Origin of the sequence: Streptomyces mesophilus, assembly GCF_011044995.1 — a bacterium.
Lineage (GTDB): Bacteria > Actinomycetota > Actinomycetes > Streptomycetales > Streptomycetaceae > Streptomyces > Streptomyces mesophilus.
In genome coordinates, this window is sequence record NZ_JAAKZW010000202.1 from 1 (window position 1) to 15,372 (window position 15,372).

Below are 15,372 nucleotides of genomic sequence, written 5' to 3' on the forward strand. Positions count from 1 at the left end.
CAGAGGCGGGGCTGTGGTCGGGCACGGACGGACCGCGCCGCCTCCTTGAATCCCCTTTGGCGTCCAAGGTGTTGCGCGTCCTCGCCGAGGTGACGGACACCTCGGCGGACACGGCCCGCGCGTCGGCGGCCGCCCTGCTCGACGAGATCGGCACGGCACACGGCCGCCCGGTGCTCCTGCACGGCGAGGAGGGCGGGGCCTGGCCGGTGCTGCGGCTGGCGCTGGAGCGGGGGTTGGCTACTCGGGTCGGGTTGGAGGACACGCTCCGGCTGCCGGACGGGCGGTTGGCCGCGGACAACGCCGAGTTGGTGGCTCAGGTGAGGAACCTGGCCTCGTAGGCCGCCCACCGCTCCTCGCCCACGGGCAGCCGTAGGAGGTCGAGCTTCTCCAGGAGGTCAGGGTCCGCCCCCTGGGCTCGGATCCGCTCGATGGCGTACCCCCGGACCCAGGTGACGATCTCCGGCAGGGGCATCGGGCGGTCGTAGTCCATCCACCACGAGATGATGTGCTCGTCGTCGTTGACGAGGTCGAGGTGGTGGTGATCCAAGAACTCGTGCAGATGGGCTTCCGCGGGGCCGCCGGGCTCCTGCGCTGCCCACGCCCCCAGATACGGGGTGACGGTACGGGTCGCGGTCACGCAGGTCTGGAACACGCCGTCGACCGGATAGAGCGGCTCCGGGGATCGCAAGGTGTCCAGCCACCAAGCCCGGAAGAAGCCGAGCACCGCCGCACTTTCATGGGCCGGCTGCGCGAGCCAGTCGACCCGGCCGAGCGCCCGGATCCCGAAGCCGCTCGCGGCCCGGCTGCCACCGGCGGCCAACTGCCGCACCAGGTCGGGCAGGAGACGCCGCATGCTCGCGCCGAAATCGTCGAAGTGATCTTCCACTTCCTGCGCATACATCTCGACCGCTTCCGCGGGGATCGGCGCATCCGGCGTCCGCAACAGCGCGATCCACTCGCGCGGATGGCACATCGAACAGCCCACTTCGAACGGGCTCGAAGCACCCGCGAACACCACCCGCACCCGGTCAACAGCCGCATCCAGCGCAGCAGAAGGCATGGCAGCCCCCGTCAGGACTCCGCAACCGGTCGCGCCGGGCGAAGAGCGTGACGCTACCAGAGCGAAATCCGCTCGCTCCACGGGATTGGCCCCCGGACAGTAGGAGGCGATGAAACCGAACTGAACGCACCAGGAGCCCCGCCATGTCGACGCTGCGCGTCACCGCCGAAGAGCTGACCGTTCACGAGCATCCCGGGGCCGACGCCCTCGAACTGGCCCAGGTGGGCCTGTACCGGGCCGTCGTCGCCAAGGGCGCGTACCGCAGTGGCGAGCACGCCGTCTACATCCCGGAACAGGCGGTCCTGCCCGATGAGTTGATCGAGGAGCTGGGGCTCACCGGCCGGCTCGCGGGGTCGAAGGCCAACCGCGTCAAGGCGATCCGGCTGCGCGGCGAGCTGTCGCAGGGCCTGGTCTGCCGGCCCGCCGCACTCGCGGACGTCGACCTGGCACAGGCCGCCGCGGACGGCACCGACTTCGCGGAGAGGCTCGGCATCACCAAGTGGGTGCCCGAGGTGCCCACCACGATGAACGGCGAGGTCGAGGTCGCACCCGAGCTGCTCCCCTGGGTCGACATCGAGAACCTCCAGCGCTATCCGGGCATCTTCGAGCCCGGTGAGCAGGTCGTCCTCACCGAGAAGCTGCACGGAACCGCCTGCCTGGTCACGTACTTCGCCGACAGCGGCCAGGTGCAGGTCACCTCCAAGGGCTTCGGCGGCAAGTACCTGGCCCTGAAGGAGGACCCGCGCAATCTGTACTGGCGGGCGGTGCGCGCCTTCGACGTCCCGTCGGTCGCCGCGTACCTCGCCAAGCGCCTCGACGCCCGCAGGGTCGGGCTGTTCGGCGAGGTGTACGGGGCCGGCGTACAGGACCTGACATACGGCGCGGACGGGCGGCGCGAGTCGCTCGGGTACGCCGTGTTCGACGTGTCCGTGGAGGTCGGCCGGCAGGTGCGGTGGCTGGACCCGGTGGAGCTCGTCGAGCTGCTCGAGGAGCGGCTGCCGCTGGTGCCCACGCTCTACGAGGGCCCGTACGACGAGGAGTTGGTCTTCGCGTACGCCTCCGGGCGCGAGACGGTCTCGGGTCGTGAACTGCATCTGCGGGAGGGCGTCGTGGTCCGGCCCGCGGTGGAGCGGCGCAGCGACGTGCTCGGCTCGCGGGCCATCGCGAAGGCCGTGAGCCCCGCGTATCTGACCCGCAAGGGCGGCACCGAGTACGAGTGAGGCGGTTCGGGGGCGCGCCCCCGAACCCCGTACTACGAGGTCTTCTTCTCGGCCAGCAGGCGCGACCCCGTAAGACGCTCGCCGAAGACGTCGTCGGGGTTGGACAGGACGCAGGTCTCCAGGGACAGACAGCCGCAGCCGATGCAGTCGGTCAGATGGTCGCGCAGCCGGCCGAGCTGCTTGATGCGCTCGTCCAGCTCCTTGCGCCAGGCCTGCGAGAGGCGGGTCCAGTCCTCGCGGTTCGGGGTGCGCTCCTCGGGGAGCTCGGCGAGCGCGTCGCGGATGGTGGCGAGCGGGATGCCGACGCGCTGCGCGGCGCGGACGAAGGCGACCCGGCGCAGGGCGTCGCGGCTGTAGCGGCGCTGATTGCCGGAGGTGCGGCGACTGCTGATCAGGCCCTTGGACTCGTAGAAGTGCAGGGCCGACACGGCCGCGCCGCTGCGCGCGGACAGCTGGCCGACGGTGAGTTCATGGATCTTCTCGGGAATCTGCGGCACGCCCTGGACCCTACGTGCTGCGCCGCACCCGCTCCGCGCCGGGCATGGCACCTGTCGTTCCGTTGACATGGGCGCGGGCGGACGACCATGCTGAGCAAGCGCTTAGACAACGAGTGGAGGCAGAGGACATGGCAGAGCCCAGGATCTTCAGGTCGGCCGAGGAGCTGCGTGCGGCGATCGGCGAGGAGCTCGGCGGAGGTGAGTGGCTGGAGGTCGACCAGAAGCGGATCGATCTCTTCGCGGAGGCCACCGGCGACCACCAGTGGATCCACGTCGATGCCGAGAAGGCGGCCGCGGGACCGTTCGGCACGACCATCGCGCACGGCTATCTGACGCTGTCGCTGCTGCCCACGCTCGTCCCGCAGATCATGCGCGTCGAGAACGTGAAGATGGGCATCAACTACGGCACCAACAAGGTGCGCTTCCCCTCCCCCGTCCCGGTCGGCTCGCGGGTGCGCGCGACCGCGGTGATCAAGGAGGTGGCCGACACCCCTGACGGCGGTGTGCAGTTGACGACGACGGTGACCGTCGAGCGCGAGGACGGCGGCAAGCCGGCCTGTGTGGCCGAGTCCGTCTCCCGCTTCTACTTCTAGGGCCTGATCCACAAGACAGGCTCTAGGCCCCACGGCCAGGCTTTCGAGGCCTTACGAGCGGGGCCGCGCCCCCACCATCCGCAGCACGAGGTCGGCGTACGACGCGCCGACCTCGTCGGGTGTCCGGCGCCCCTGGACGTTGAACCAGCGGGCCACGTCGATGCAGAGCGAGAGCACCGCGAGCGTGGCGCCGGGGATGTCCGGGACCTCGAACTCGCCGGACTTCACACCGTCGTCGAGGATCCGCCGTACGGCCGCGTCGCACTGCCGGCGCAGCTGCACGACCTCGGCGCGGTGCTCCGCGTCGAGTGCGTCGAGCTCGTACTGGACGACGCGGGCGGTGGTGTGGTGGCCGGCGTGCCAGATCACGAACGAGCGCACCGCCTGCGCGAGGCGGTCGGCGGCGGTGCCGTCCGCGTCGGCGGCGGTGGCGAGGATGTTCACGGCCTTGGTGTGACCGAGGGTGCTGATCTTGTGGAGCAGCTCTTCCTTGGTCTTGTAGTGGATGTAGAGCGCGGCAGGGCTCATGCCCGCGCGCCCCGCGATGTCCCGCGTGGTCGTCGCGTGGTACCCGCGCTCGGCGAAGGCCTCGACCGCCGCGACCATCAGCCGCCGGGCGGCATCCGGGGTGACGTCACCCCAGGGCACGTCCTGGGTCTCCTCGGTCGCGGTCATCACTCGCCCCTTCCGGTCATCGGGCGAACACCATACCCCGACCGGTGAGCAAGCGCTTAGTGGCTGTCGCGCGGCATACCGCTCAAGGGGTACGGAAGGGGTCGTGCTCCGCGAGGATCTTCTCCATCCGGGCCTGGTCCACCCGGCTGACGATCTGCCCGGCCTCCTGCCGGTCGCGCACGACCTTGGAGAGCGTGATCGCGGAGGTCGTCAGATACAGGACCGAGATCGCCATGAAGGCCCGGATCCAGACATCGACGTCCATATAGAGGAGCGCGATACCCACGGAACCGAGGGCGATCGAGAATGAGGCGATGGCCATCCCGTAGAAGCCGGTGGTGTTCTGCTGCTTGATCGGCGCGTCAGTCATACGCGACAGGGTGAAGCATCTGTGAGCCAGGCCACATCCGTACAGATACTCAGGCGGTACTCAGAACGCCGAAACTCCCGTCAGCGCACGCCCGATGAGCAACTTCTGTATCTGCGAGGTGCCTTCGTACAGCGTCATCACACGGGCGTCCCGGAGCAGCTTCCCGGCGGGGTATTCATCGATATAGCCATAACCGCCGAACACCTGGAGGCAGTTGTTGGCCGCGCGCACCGCCGCCTCCGAGGCGAACAGCTTGGCCTTGGACGATTCGGTGGCGAACGGCAGCCCGCGGTCGATGAGGTCGGCGACGCGCCAGGTCAGCAGCCGGGCCGCGTCCACGTCGACGGCGATATCGCTGATCAGCTCCTGGACCAGCTGGTGGCGGGCGATCGGGCCGCCGAACTGCTCCCGCTCCCCCGCGTACTTGACGGCCGCGTCCAGCGCCGCCTGGGCGATCCCGACGCAGCCCGCCGCGACCGACATCCGGCCCTTGGCGAGCGCGGACATCGCGACGGAGAAGCCCTTGCCCTCGGGGCCGAGCATCGCCGAGGCGGGGACGCGGACGTCTTCGAGGACGAGTTCCGCGGTCGCCTGACCGCGCAGACCGAGCTTGCCGTGGATCTCGCGGCGGCTCAGACCGGGGCTGTCGGTGGGGATCAGGAACGCGGAGACGCCCTTGTGGCCGGGTGCGCCATTGGTGCGCGCGAACAGCAGCACCACCTCGGCCCAGGTGCCGTTGGTGATGAACATCTTGGTGCCGCTGACGACATACGTGTCGCCGTCCCGTACGGCCTTGGTGGTGAGGTTGCCCGCGTCGGAGCCGGTGCCGGGCTCGGTGAGGCCGAAGCACCCGACGTACGCACCGGAAGTGAGGCCGGGCAGCCACCGCTGCTTCTGCTCCTCGTTCCCCCAGGCGGCGATCGTCTTGGCGACGAGGCCGAGCGAGACGGAGACGATGCCGCGCACCGAGGAGTCACCGCGGCCGAGCTCCTCGGTGACCAGGCAGTACGCGAGGTGGTCGCCGCCGCTGCCGCCGTACTGCTCGTCGACGGTGAGCCCGAGGAAGCCGACCTCGCCGAGCTTCTTCACGATCGCCCGGTCGACCTGTTCGGCGCGGTCCCACGCGGTGACGTGCGGGGCGATCTCGCGGGCCGTGAAGTCACGGGCGAGTTCGCGTACGGCCGTCTGCTCGTCGCTCAGTTCCAGGTTCATCGGCGCCCACCCCACTACGTTTAATTACCACTGCTAGTTTTTGACTTCAGGGCCCTACTATGTGCCGCATGGCCCGACCGCGCAAGCCCCTCCTGAGCACCGACCGCATCGTCGAGACCGCGCGTGCGCTGGTCGACGCCGAAGGGCTCGCGGCCGTCTCCACACGGCGGCTCGCCGCGGAGCTCGGAGTGAGCGGGCCGTCGCTCTACAACCACTTCCGTACGAAGGACCAGATCCTGGAGGCGGTCGCGGACTCGGTGAGCGCCCAGGTCGATCTGTCGATGTTCGAGGACGGGCGGCCGTGGCGGGACGCGCTGCACGACTGGGCGGTGTCCTACCGGGCGGCGCTGCGGGACCACCCGCATATCGTTCCGGTGCTCGCCCGCGGGCCGGGGCGCAGGCCCTCGGGTCTGAAGGTCGCCGACGCGGTGTTCGGCGCCATGACAGCGGCAGGCTGGCCGCCCGCTCAGGCCACCTCGATCGGCGCGCTGATGCGGTACTTCATCATGGGCTCGGCGATCGGCTCGTTCGCGGGCGGTTTCGTGGACGACGAGACCGCGTACGACCCCGCCGACTATCCGCACCTCGGGCAGGCGCACCTGCTGGCCGACCGCCAGGAGAAGGTGGACGAGCGGGCCTTCGAGACCGGGCTCACGGCACTGCTCGACGGGTTGGAGCAGCAGTTCAGGGCGCTGTGAAGCGACAGCTCAGGGCCGTGTGAAGCAACAGTTCAGGGCCCTGCGGGCCGCCCGATTGACGCCGGGCGTCAATTCGGTGGGCGCCGAAGCGTCGGGCACGTAGGGTCCGCTGCATGACGACCTCTCCACCCGTTTCCCGCCGCTCCGAACTGCTCGCGCTCGGCGCCGCGAGCATCACGGTCGTGCTGTGGGCCTCCGCCTTCGTCTCCATCCGCAGCGCGGGCGAGGCCTATTCACCGGGCGCACTCGCGCTCGGCCGGCTGCTCGCGGGTGCGGTGACGCTCGGCGCGTTCCTGCTGATACGCCGCGAGGGGCTGCCGCCCAAGGCCGCCTGGCCCGGGATCGCGATCTCCGGGCTGCTCTGGTTCGGCCTGTACATGGTGGTGCTCAACTGGGGCGAGCAGAAGGTCGACGCGGGCACGGCCGCGCTGGTCGTGAACGTCGGGCCCCTGGTCATGGCGCTGCTCGCCGGCTGGCTGCTGAAGGAAGGGCTGCCGAAGCGGCTGCTCGCGGGGATGGCGGTGTCGTTCCTCGGCGCGGCGGTGGTCGGTCTGTCGATGTCCGGCGAGGGCAACGCCTCGCTGCTCGGCGTGCTGCTCTGCCTGCTCGCCGCCGTCTCGTACGCCGGTGGTGTGGTCGCGCAGAAGCCCGCACTGAAGCACGCCAGTCCGCTGCAGGTGACGACCTTCGGGTGCCTGATCGGCGCGGTGGCCTGTCTGCCGTTCAGCGGGGTGCTGCTGTCCGAGCTGGGCGACGCCCCCGTGTCCGCGACGCTCAACATGGTCTACCTGGGCATCTTCCCGACCGCGCTCGCCTTCACGACCTGGGCCTACGCCCTGGCCCGTACGACCGCGGGCAAGATGGGCGCCACCACGTACGCCGTGCCCGCGATCGTGGTCCTGATGTCGTGGCTGGCGCTCGACGAGGTGCCGGGCTGGCTGACGCTGCTCGGCGGCGCCATCTGCCTTGCGGGCGTGGGGGTTTCACGCTCGAAGGGACGCTCTCGCGTGGTGGCGACCGCGCAGGAGCCGGGTCCCGTGGTGGACCCGGCCGACTCCACGAAGACGCGCTAGAAGCCAAAAGCAAGAAGCCAAAAGCCAAAAGCTAGAAGACGACCAGCGCCCGGCCGCCCTTGCCCGCGATCATGTTCTCGAAGGCGGCCGGGATGCCGTCGAGTGCGATGTGCTCGGTGACCAGTGCCGACAGGTCGAGGCGGCCCGCGCGGATGTGTTCGGCGAGGACCGGCAGGTCGGCGACCGGGTCGCAGTTGCCGTAGACGCAGCCGGCCAGGGTGCGGCCCCAGTGGAACAACTCCAGGGCGTTGAACGTCACTTGCTGGTCCTTGCCGCCGATGCCGACGACCGTGGTGCGGCCGCCGCGACGGGTGGACTCCCAGGCCGTACGGATGGTGTCGGCCCGTCCGACGCACTCGACGGCGACATCCGCACCCCGGCCCCCGGTCAGCTTGCGGATGTCCTTGGCGGTGGTGTCGGAGGCGAGCACGAACTCGGTGGCGCCGGCCGCGCGGGCCAGTTCCTCCTTCGCCGGGGAGACGTCGACCGCGATGATCGGTCCGGCCCCGGCGATACGGGCGGACTGCAGCGTGGCGAGTCCGACGCCGCCGACGCCGTAGACGGCGACGGACTCTCCTTCCCGTACGCGTGCCGAGTGGTGAATCGCGCCGTACCCGGTCAGCACGGCGCAGCCGAGCAGTGCGGCGTCCGTGAGCGGGACGCCGTCCGGGACCGGCAGGACGCAGTTCGCGGCGACCACCGTCTCCTCGGCGAACGCGGCGACGTTCAGGCCCGGGTGGAGGTCCTGGCCGTCGGCGGTACGGGCGTAGACGTTCGCCGACCCGGCCAGCGCGCTCACGCAGAGCCACACCTCGCCGATCGTGCAGTGGTGGCAGCTGCCGCAGGACGGCGCCCAGTTGAGCACCACCGCATCGCCGACGGCGATATGGTCCACGCCCTCGCCGACCGCGAGCACCGTGCCCGCACCCTCGTGGCCGAGGACGCAGGGCGTCGGCACCTTCATGGTGCCGTTGGACAGGGAGAGGTCCGAGTGGCAGACCCCGGCGGCGGCGAGCTTGACCCGCACCTGCCCGGGGCCCGGCTCGGGCAGATCGATCTCGACGAGCTCCAGCGGGGAGCCCACGGCGGGCAGAACGGCGGCGCGGACCACGGTTGCGTACTCCTGAACTAGACGGGGCGGCGGATCAGAACTGCAGCGACTTCGTCTGCAGATACTCGGTCAGACCGTGCGGCCCGAGCTCACGGCCGACCCCGGACTGCTTGTAACCGCCGAACGGGGCAAGGGGGTTGAACTTCCCGCCGTTGATGTCGACCTGCCCGGTGTCCATGCGGCGCGCGAAGGCCACGGCCTCGTCCTTGTCACCGGCCCAGACGGCGCCTGCGAGCCCGTACACCGTGCCGTTGGCGATACGCAGTGCGTCCGCCTCGTCCTCGTACCGGATCATCGAGATCACCGGGCCGAAGATCTCCTCCTGCGCGATGGTCATCTCCGGGCGGACGTCGGCGAAGATCGTGGGGCTGACGTAGTAGCCGGTGGGGTGCGGTGCCTCGGGGCCGCCGGCGACGATCCGGGCGCCCTCCTCGATGCCGCGCGTGATGTAGCCGCGCACGCGGGCGTGCTGCTTGGCGTTGACGACGGGGCCGAGGCGGCTGGTCTCGTCGTGCGGGTCGCCGGCCACGTACTTGGCGGCGGCCGCGGCGGCCAGCTGGACGGCCTCGTCGTACTGGTCGGTGTGGACCAGCATCCGGGTCCAGGCGCTGCACGTCTGGCCGGAGTTGGACATCACGTTGGCGACGCCGACGTTGACCGCCTTGGCCAGATCGGCGCTCGGCAGGATCACGTTGGCGGACTTGCCGCCGAGCTCCAGGGCGACGCGCTTGATCGCGGAGCCCGCGGTGGCGCCGATCTGCTTGCCGACGGCGGTGGAGCCGGTGAAGGAGACCAGGTCGACATCGGGGTGCTCGGCGAGCGCCTGCCCGGCGACCGGACCGAGACCTGTCACCAGGTTGAACACACCGGCGGGCACGCCCGCTTCGTGTACGGCGTCGGCGAAGAGCTGCGCGACGAGCGGCGTGTCCTCGGCGGGCTTGAGGACGACGGTGCAGCCGGCGGCGAGCGCGGGCGCGACCTTGGCGACGATCTGGTGCAGCGGGTAGTTCCAGGGCGTGATCGCGCCCACGACGCCGACCGGCTCGTGCAGCACGGTCGAGTTGCCGAGCTTCTCCTCGAAGGCGTACGTGGCGGCCAGCTCGGCATACGTACCGGCGACCGCGATCGGCAGACCCGCGTGCACCATCTTGGCGAAGGCGAGCGGGGCGCCCAGTTCGGCGGTGACGGTCTCGGCGATCTCCTCGTGGCGCGCGGCGAGCGCGTCCCGCAAGGCGGTGAGCTTCGCGGCGCGTTCGGCGGGCGGTGTCGCGGCCCAGCCCGGCAGCGCGGCGCGGGCGGCGCGTACCGCCGTGTCGACGTCCTCGCGGCCGGCCGCGGCGACATGGCCGATCACCTGCTCGTCGGCCGGGTTGACCACCTCGATGGTCTCCGCGGATGCCCCGGGCGTCCATGCGCCGTTGATGTAGAGCCCCTCGTGCGGCTTCATGCCTCGACCTCCCTGACGTCACCTGCGTACGCACCCCGCGTACGGGTCGCGTCCGAACCTCTCGTACGACCTCGTCGTACGAGAGCCGCGCAGGCAGAAGTGCTGCGCAGGGCCTCCAAACTAGCGCTGTTAGTTTTCGCGCGCCAGGGGGGTCCGAACGTCCCGGTCCGTGACGGTAGTTGATGCGGCCCGGGAAGGGGATGGCGGCGACGAAGGGGATGGCCCCGGACGACGCAGCCCAAGTGCCGCCGCACCCACCAGAAGCACACCGAGCATGACGAAAGGTGCACCGATCCCCGCCACGCCCGCGATCAGTCCGGCCGAGGCAGGGGTCGCGACCTGCCCGAGCCGGTTGCCGGTCAGGCGCAGGGCGAGGGCGGTGGAGCGGGCCTCGGCGGGGGCGGCCTGGACGACGGTGGTCATCGACAGCGGCTGGCCTACCCCGAGGCAGAAGCCCAGGACGGCGAGCATGACGGCAAGCGCCCATACCGGTACAGGCAGGGCGATACCGGCGCAGAGCAGTCCGGCGAGCAGACAGGTCGACACCAGGAGTGCGGTGCGGCCGATCAGCCGGATCATCGGGGTCATCACCAGACGGCAGGCGATGGTGGCGGCCGCGCGCAGGCTGAGCAGCAGTCCGATCACGGACGGTGCGATGCCGCGGTGTTCGCCGATCACCGGCAGATACGCGGTGAGGATGTCGGTGGCCGAGAGCACGGCCAGGCTGATCAGGATGCCGGCGGGAACGCCGCGCGTCCGCAGGATGCGGTGGACCGGGACTTTCGCGTCCTTGGTCGGCTTCTTCGCCGGCTTGTGGTGCTCGATGCGCCACAGGGACACGAACGAGACCATGGCCACGCCCGCCGAGACGAGCAGGGCCAGTGCGCTCGTACGGGCCATGGCGTCGCCGTGCGAGCCGCCCGTGACCAGGGCGCCCGCCGCGATCGGACCGATCAGCTGGCCGAGCGAGGCGCCGATGGTGAAGTGGCCGAAATTGCGGTCCTGTTCGGCCGGTGCGGACTGGCGGGCCACGATCGACTGGGCGCCGATGACGAAGGCGAGATGCCCGAGCCCCATCACGCCGCTCCAGGCGGCCATCGCCGCCAGGGAGTTCGCCATGCCGCTCAGTGCGCAGCCGCCCGCGATCAGGACGACTCCGACGGGCAGCAGGGGCGCGCACCGTCCGTGGTCGGTGCGGCGGCCGAGCGGTACGGCGGCGAACAGCGGGAGCAGCGCGTACACACCGGCGATCACACCGATCGCCCGCTCGTCGGCGCCCAGGCCGAGGGCCCGGTAGGAGACGGCCGGTCGCGCCATCGACACCGCCGCCTGCGCGAAGCCGAAGGCGATGACGAGACGGAGCAGCCAGCCCCTGCCGGGCCGTATGTCCTCGGTCATGAGGTCAGATGATCCCGAAGAGGATTCCGGAGAACAGCACCACCAGCGAGGTGAGCGCCGCCCACTTCACGGTGAAGCGGGTGTGGTCGCCGAACTCGACCTTCGCCATGCCGACGAGCACGTACACCGCGGGCACCAGCGGGCTGGACATGTGCAGGGCCTGGCCGGCGAGCGAGGCCCGGGCGATCTCCAGCGGCGAGACGCCGTGGGCGGCGCCGGCCTCGGCGAGAACGGGCAGGACGCCGAAGTAGAAGCCGTCGTTCGACATGAAGTACGTCAGCGGGAGGCTGAGCAGTCCGGTGACCAGGCCCATGTGCGGGCCCATGCCGGCCGGGATGGTGTCGACCAGCCAGCGCGCCATGCTGTCGACCATGCCCGTGCCCTGGAGGACACCGGTGAAGACGGCGGCGGCGAAGACCATGCCGGAGACGTTGAGGACGTTGTCCGCGTGGGCGGCGATCCGGGCCTTCTGGTCGGGCATGTGCGGGAAGTTGACCGTGAGGGCCAGGGCCGCGCCGAGCAGGAACAGGACCGGGATCGGCAGCAGCTCCATGATCATGGCGGCGAGCAGTGCGACGGTGAGGCCCGCGTTGAACCAGTACAGCTTGGGGCGCAGGGTGTCGCGGTGGGGGTCGAGGCCCTGGAAGTCGTCCTCGTCCTCGTCGGAGGAGGAGGCGTCCGTGGCGGAGGCGTCCGCGGCGAAGGCGTCCGTACCCGAACCGGCGCCACCGGTGGGCTTGTTCAGCGCCACCTTGTCGCCTGCCTTGCCGTCGCGCTTGCCGCCGCCCGCGCCGACGAGCACCGTCTCGGGCTCCGGCTCCTTCTCCAGGACCTCGTCGAGGGTCAGCACACCGAGGCGCTTGCGCTCGCGCAGGCCGAGCACGTACGAGAGGAGGAAGACGGCGAGCAGACCGACCGCGAGGGCCGGGATCATCGGCACGAAGATGTCGGACGCGTCCAGCTTCAGCGCGGTCGCGGCGCGGGCGGTCGGACCGCCCCAGGGCAGCGTGTTCATCACGCCGTTGGCGGTGGCGGCCACACCGGTCATCACGACCAGGCTCATGCCCAGGCGCTTGTACAGCGGGTACATCGCCGAGACCGTGATCATGAACGTGGTCGAGCCGTCGCCGTCGAGCGAGACGATCGCGGCGAGCACGGCCGTACCGACGACGATGCGCATCGGGTCGGCCTTGCAGAAGCGCAGGATGCCCCGGACGATCGGGTCGAAGAGGCCGACGTCGATCATCACTCCGAAGTAGACGATCGCGAACATCAGCATCGCCGCGGTGGGCGCGAGGCTCGTGACGCCTTCGAGGACGTAGTCCCCGAGATGGGCTCCCTTCCCGACGAACACGCAGAAGAGCGCGGGGATGAGGACCAGCGCCGCGATCGGCGACATCTTCTTCAGCATGATCAGGACCAGGAAGGTCGCGATCATGGCGAAGCCGAGGATGGTCAGCATATGGACACCTAACGTTCGCCCTTGAACTTCCACCAGAGGCGGCGGTCCGGACGACGTTAGGTGCCGCGAACTTGCGTTAACAAGATGTTGACGCGCGAGCAATAAGCGCAAAACTCCAGGTCACAGCGGTGCGTCAGAGGGTTGTGCGCACAGAGGCCGGCTCACGCCGTCCCCACGGGTGCGACCTGGACGGGCACACCGTTCTGCACCGCCGTACCCGAGAGCACGTCGAGCCGGGTGCCGTCGAGGAGCTGGTTGTAGTTGGCGCCGGGGCTGGCGTGCGCGACGGACATCCGGGTGCCGGGCCGGTCATGGCCCCAGCCGTGCGGCAGGCTCACCACCCCCGTCCGTACGGTGTCGGTGATCTCCACCGGCACCTCGATCTCGCCTCCGTCGCCCTTCACGCGTGCCCGCTCGCCGTCGGTGAGGCCGAGGCGGCGGGCGTCGTCGGGGTGCATCTGGAGAGTGCAGCGGTTGGAGCCGCCGGCGAGGGTGCGGACGTTGTGCATCCAGCTGTTGTTCGAGCGCAGATGACGGCGGCCGATGAGGACGAGCCCGTCGCGCGTACGGTCCATCGCCGCCGCAAGCCGCGGCAGGTGCTCGGCGATCGGCTCGGGCAGCAGCTCGACCTTTCCGGTGCGGGTCTTCAGGAGCCCCGGGATCCGCGGCTGCAGCGGGCCGAGGTCGATGCCGTGCGGGTGGGCGAGCAGCTTGGCGAGGGTGAGGCCTTCGGGATGGGCGCCGAAGCCGTCGCCGTACGGGCCGAGGCGCAGCATCATGTCGAGCCGCTGCTCGACGGTGCTGTCCCCGGTGAGCTCCTCCGCGAGCTCCTTCGGGTCGCGTCCGTGGACCAGCTGGAGCGGGTCGGCCACGGCCTTGCCGAGGGTGCTCTCGATGACCATCCGGTCGACGGTTTCCGCGGGCACCCCGTGCATACCGGTCGCGGCGAGGATGAGGCGGGAGAGGATCTCGCTCTCCTGGAGCAGGCCCTCTTCCAGGGGTACGGCGGCGCGGGTGTAGCGGACCTGGTTGCGTACGGCGAGGGCGTTGAACGCGAAGTCGAAGTGTGCGCTCTGCGCGGGCGGCGGCGGGGGCAGCACGACATCCGCGTGGCGCGAGGTCTCGTTGAGGTACGGATCGACGCTGACCATGAAGTCGAGGCTCTCGAGCGCCTGGTCGAGCCGGTTGCCGTCCGGTGCGGACAGGACCGGGTTGGCGGCGATGGTGAGCACGGCCCTGATCCGGTCCTCGCCCGGGGTGTCGATCTCCTCGGCGAGCGCGGCGGCCGGCAACTCGCCCTTGGCCTCCGGGTGTCCGGAGACCCTGCTCTTCCAGCGGCCGAGCGCGAAGCCCTTGCCGGGCGCCGCGGGCCGCGGTGCCTTGTCGGTGGCGGAGAGCGGGAAGAGCGCGCCGCCGGGGCGGTCGAGGTTGCCGGTCAGCACATTGAGCACATCGACGAGCCAGCTGGTGAGGGTGCCGAACTCGACGGTGCTGGCGCCGATCCGGCCGTAGACGGCGGCGGTCTGGGCGCCGGCGAGTTCACGGGCGACGGTGCGGATCTCCTCGGCCGGGATGTCGCAGGCGTCCGCCACGGCCTCGGGAGTGAACCGACCGAGCGCCTCGCGGACTTGGTCCACCCCTTCCACGTACGCCCCGAGGTCACCGAGCTCGACGATGCCCTCCTCGAACAGGGTGTACGCGAGGGCCCCGAGCAGCAGCCCGTCGCTGCCCGGGCGTATCGAGAGGTGCCGGGTGGCCATCTTGGCGGTACGGGTGCGGCGCGGGTCGACGACGGTCAGGGTGCCGCCGCGCTTCTTGAGGTCCTTGAGCTTGCCGGGGAAGTCGGCGGCGGTGCACAGACTGCCGTTGGACTCCAGCGGGTTGGCGCCGATCAGCAGGAGATGGTCGGTGTGGTCGAGGTCGGGCACCGGGATCGCGAAGGGGTCGCCGAAGAGCAGCCCGCTGGAGACGTGCTTGGGCATCTGGTCGAGGGTGCTGGCGCTGAACACCTTGCGGATCTTGAGCGGGGAGATCAGCAGGCGCGGATACAGGCCGCCGGCCATGGTGTGCACATTGGGGTTGCCGAGCATGATGCCCAGCGCGTCCGGCCCGTGGGCCTCGACGATCGGCCGCAGCCGCTCGGCGATCATGTCGAACGCCTCGTCCCAGCTTGCCTCTTGGAGCCGGCCGTCCTTGCGGACGAGCGGGGTGCGCAGCCGGTCGGGGTCGGCGTCGAGCTCGCCGAAAGAGGCTCCCTTGGGGCAGATGAACCCCTTGCTGAACACATCGTCCTGGTCGCCGCGGGCGCCGGTGACGCGGGTGCCTTCGATGGTGAGGGTGAGGCCGCAGGTGGCTTCGCAGAGCGGACAGATACGCAGAGCGGTACGGGTCTTGTCCGTGGCGGACTGTGCGGCGCGGGCGTCACTGGTGGCGGACACGGGCCCTCCCGGGGCGGCGGTCGTCGTGCGCGGGCTGCGCGGTGGGTCGCGCGTACGCCGCGAGCATACCGACCGGTATGCACGGTGGGGAGGGGGTGCGCCGGATCCGGCCGTGCGG

Annotated in this window: 15 protein-coding genes; 5 read left to right on the forward strand and 10 right to left on the reverse strand. The window is 70.5% G+C overall.

Translation table 11 applies throughout. The features are described 5' to 3' along the window. Positions 1–338 (forward strand): 3-keto-5-aminohexanoate cleavage protein (locus G6045_RS31920; RefSeq protein ID WP_165335657.1); only part of this gene is annotated, 338 nt, incomplete at its 5' end. On the opposite strand, the gene G6045_RS31925 is transcribed toward G6045_RS31920, so the two are convergent. After that, complete coding sequence (locus tag G6045_RS31925) at positions 314–1,060, reverse strand: hypothetical protein (protein WP_165335658.1); 747 nt, start codon at positions 1,058–1,060, stop codon at positions 314–316. The two genes, G6045_RS31920 and G6045_RS31925, sit on opposite strands and share 25 nt — an antisense overlap. 143 nt (positions 1,061–1,203) lie before the next feature. Here G6045_RS31925 and G6045_RS31930 point away from each other — a divergent pair, with 143 nt between their 5' ends. After that, positions 1,204–2,280, forward strand: coding sequence for an RNA ligase (ATP) (locus G6045_RS31930; protein ID WP_165335659.1), 1,077 nt, complete (start codon positions 1,204–1,206; stop codon positions 2,278–2,280). A gap of 32 nt (positions 2,281–2,312) precedes the next feature. Here G6045_RS31930 and soxR read toward each other — a convergent pair whose 3' ends face one another. Next, a complete protein-coding gene (gene soxR, locus G6045_RS31935) occupies positions 2,313–2,777 on the reverse strand; it encodes a redox-sensitive transcriptional activator SoxR (protein ID WP_165335660.1) in 465 nt (154 codons plus the stop codon). A gap of 128 nt (positions 2,778–2,905) precedes the next feature. Between soxR and G6045_RS31940 the strand changes: the two genes are divergently transcribed. After that, positions 2,906–3,370: a MaoC family dehydratase gene (locus G6045_RS31940; protein ID WP_165335661.1), complete on the forward strand. Its 465-nt coding sequence runs from the start codon at positions 2,906–2,908 to the stop codon at positions 3,368–3,370. Positions 3,371–3,421: 51 nt separating this feature from the next. Here the strand turns inward: G6045_RS31940 and G6045_RS31945 are convergent, their stop codons facing one another. From G6045_RS31945 to G6045_RS31955, 3 genes are all read right to left on the reverse strand, one after another. After that, on the reverse strand, positions 3,422–4,045 hold the full coding sequence (locus G6045_RS31945) for a TetR/AcrR family transcriptional regulator (RefSeq protein ID WP_165335662.1): 624 nt from the start codon (positions 4,043–4,045) through the stop codon (positions 3,422–3,424). 82 nt (positions 4,046–4,127) lie between these two features. Further along, complete coding sequence (locus G6045_RS31950; RefSeq protein WP_165335663.1) at positions 4,128–4,415, reverse strand: YiaA/YiaB family inner membrane protein; 288 nt, start codon at positions 4,413–4,415, stop codon at positions 4,128–4,130. A 60-nt stretch (positions 4,416–4,475) separates the two neighbouring features. Beyond that, positions 4,476–5,627 carry an acyl-CoA dehydrogenase family protein gene (locus G6045_RS31955; protein ID WP_165335664.1) on the reverse strand — a complete coding sequence of 384 codons (1,152 nt, stop codon included), beginning with the start codon at positions 5,625–5,627 and terminating at the stop codon, positions 4,476–4,478. A gap of 68 nt (positions 5,628–5,695) precedes the next feature. Here G6045_RS31955 and G6045_RS31960 point away from each other — a divergent pair, with 68 nt between their 5' ends. Next, positions 5,696–6,325, forward strand: a complete 630-nt coding sequence (locus G6045_RS31960) for a TetR/AcrR family transcriptional regulator (RefSeq protein WP_165335665.1) — start codon at positions 5,696–5,698, stop codon at positions 6,323–6,325. Positions 6,326–6,438: 113 nt separating this feature from the next. Next, a complete protein-coding gene (locus G6045_RS31965) occupies positions 6,439–7,398 on the forward strand; it encodes a DMT family transporter (protein ID WP_165335666.1) in 960 nt (319 codons plus the stop codon). 31 nt (positions 7,399–7,429) lie between these two features. Here the strand turns inward: G6045_RS31965 and G6045_RS31970 are convergent, their stop codons facing one another. The 5 genes from G6045_RS31970 to G6045_RS31990 form a co-directional block, all read right to left on the reverse strand. Then, positions 7,430–8,509: a Zn-dependent alcohol dehydrogenase gene (locus G6045_RS31970; protein WP_165335667.1), complete on the reverse strand. Its 1,080-nt coding sequence runs from the start codon at positions 8,507–8,509 to the stop codon at positions 7,430–7,432. 34 nt (positions 8,510–8,543) lie between these two features. Continuing rightward, positions 8,544–9,956 carry an aldehyde dehydrogenase family protein gene (locus G6045_RS31975; protein WP_165335668.1) on the reverse strand — a complete coding sequence of 471 codons (1,413 nt, stop codon included), beginning with the start codon at positions 9,954–9,956 and terminating at the stop codon, positions 8,544–8,546. Between the two features lie 129 nt (positions 9,957–10,085). After that, positions 10,086–11,354: an MFS transporter gene (locus G6045_RS31980; protein WP_165335669.1), complete on the reverse strand. Its 1,269-nt coding sequence runs from the start codon at positions 11,352–11,354 to the stop codon at positions 10,086–10,088. Positions 11,355–11,358: 4 nt separating this feature from the next. Next, a complete protein-coding gene (locus G6045_RS31985; RefSeq protein ID WP_165335670.1) occupies positions 11,359–12,816 on the reverse strand; it encodes a CitMHS family transporter in 1,458 nt (485 codons plus the stop codon). A 161-nt stretch (positions 12,817–12,977) separates the two neighbouring features. Next, positions 12,978–15,254 (reverse strand): molybdopterin oxidoreductase family protein, encoded by a 2,277-nt coding sequence (locus G6045_RS31990; RefSeq protein WP_165335671.1) that lies wholly within the window; start codon positions 15,252–15,254, stop codon positions 12,978–12,980. Positions 15,255–15,372: the final 118 nt, after the last annotated feature.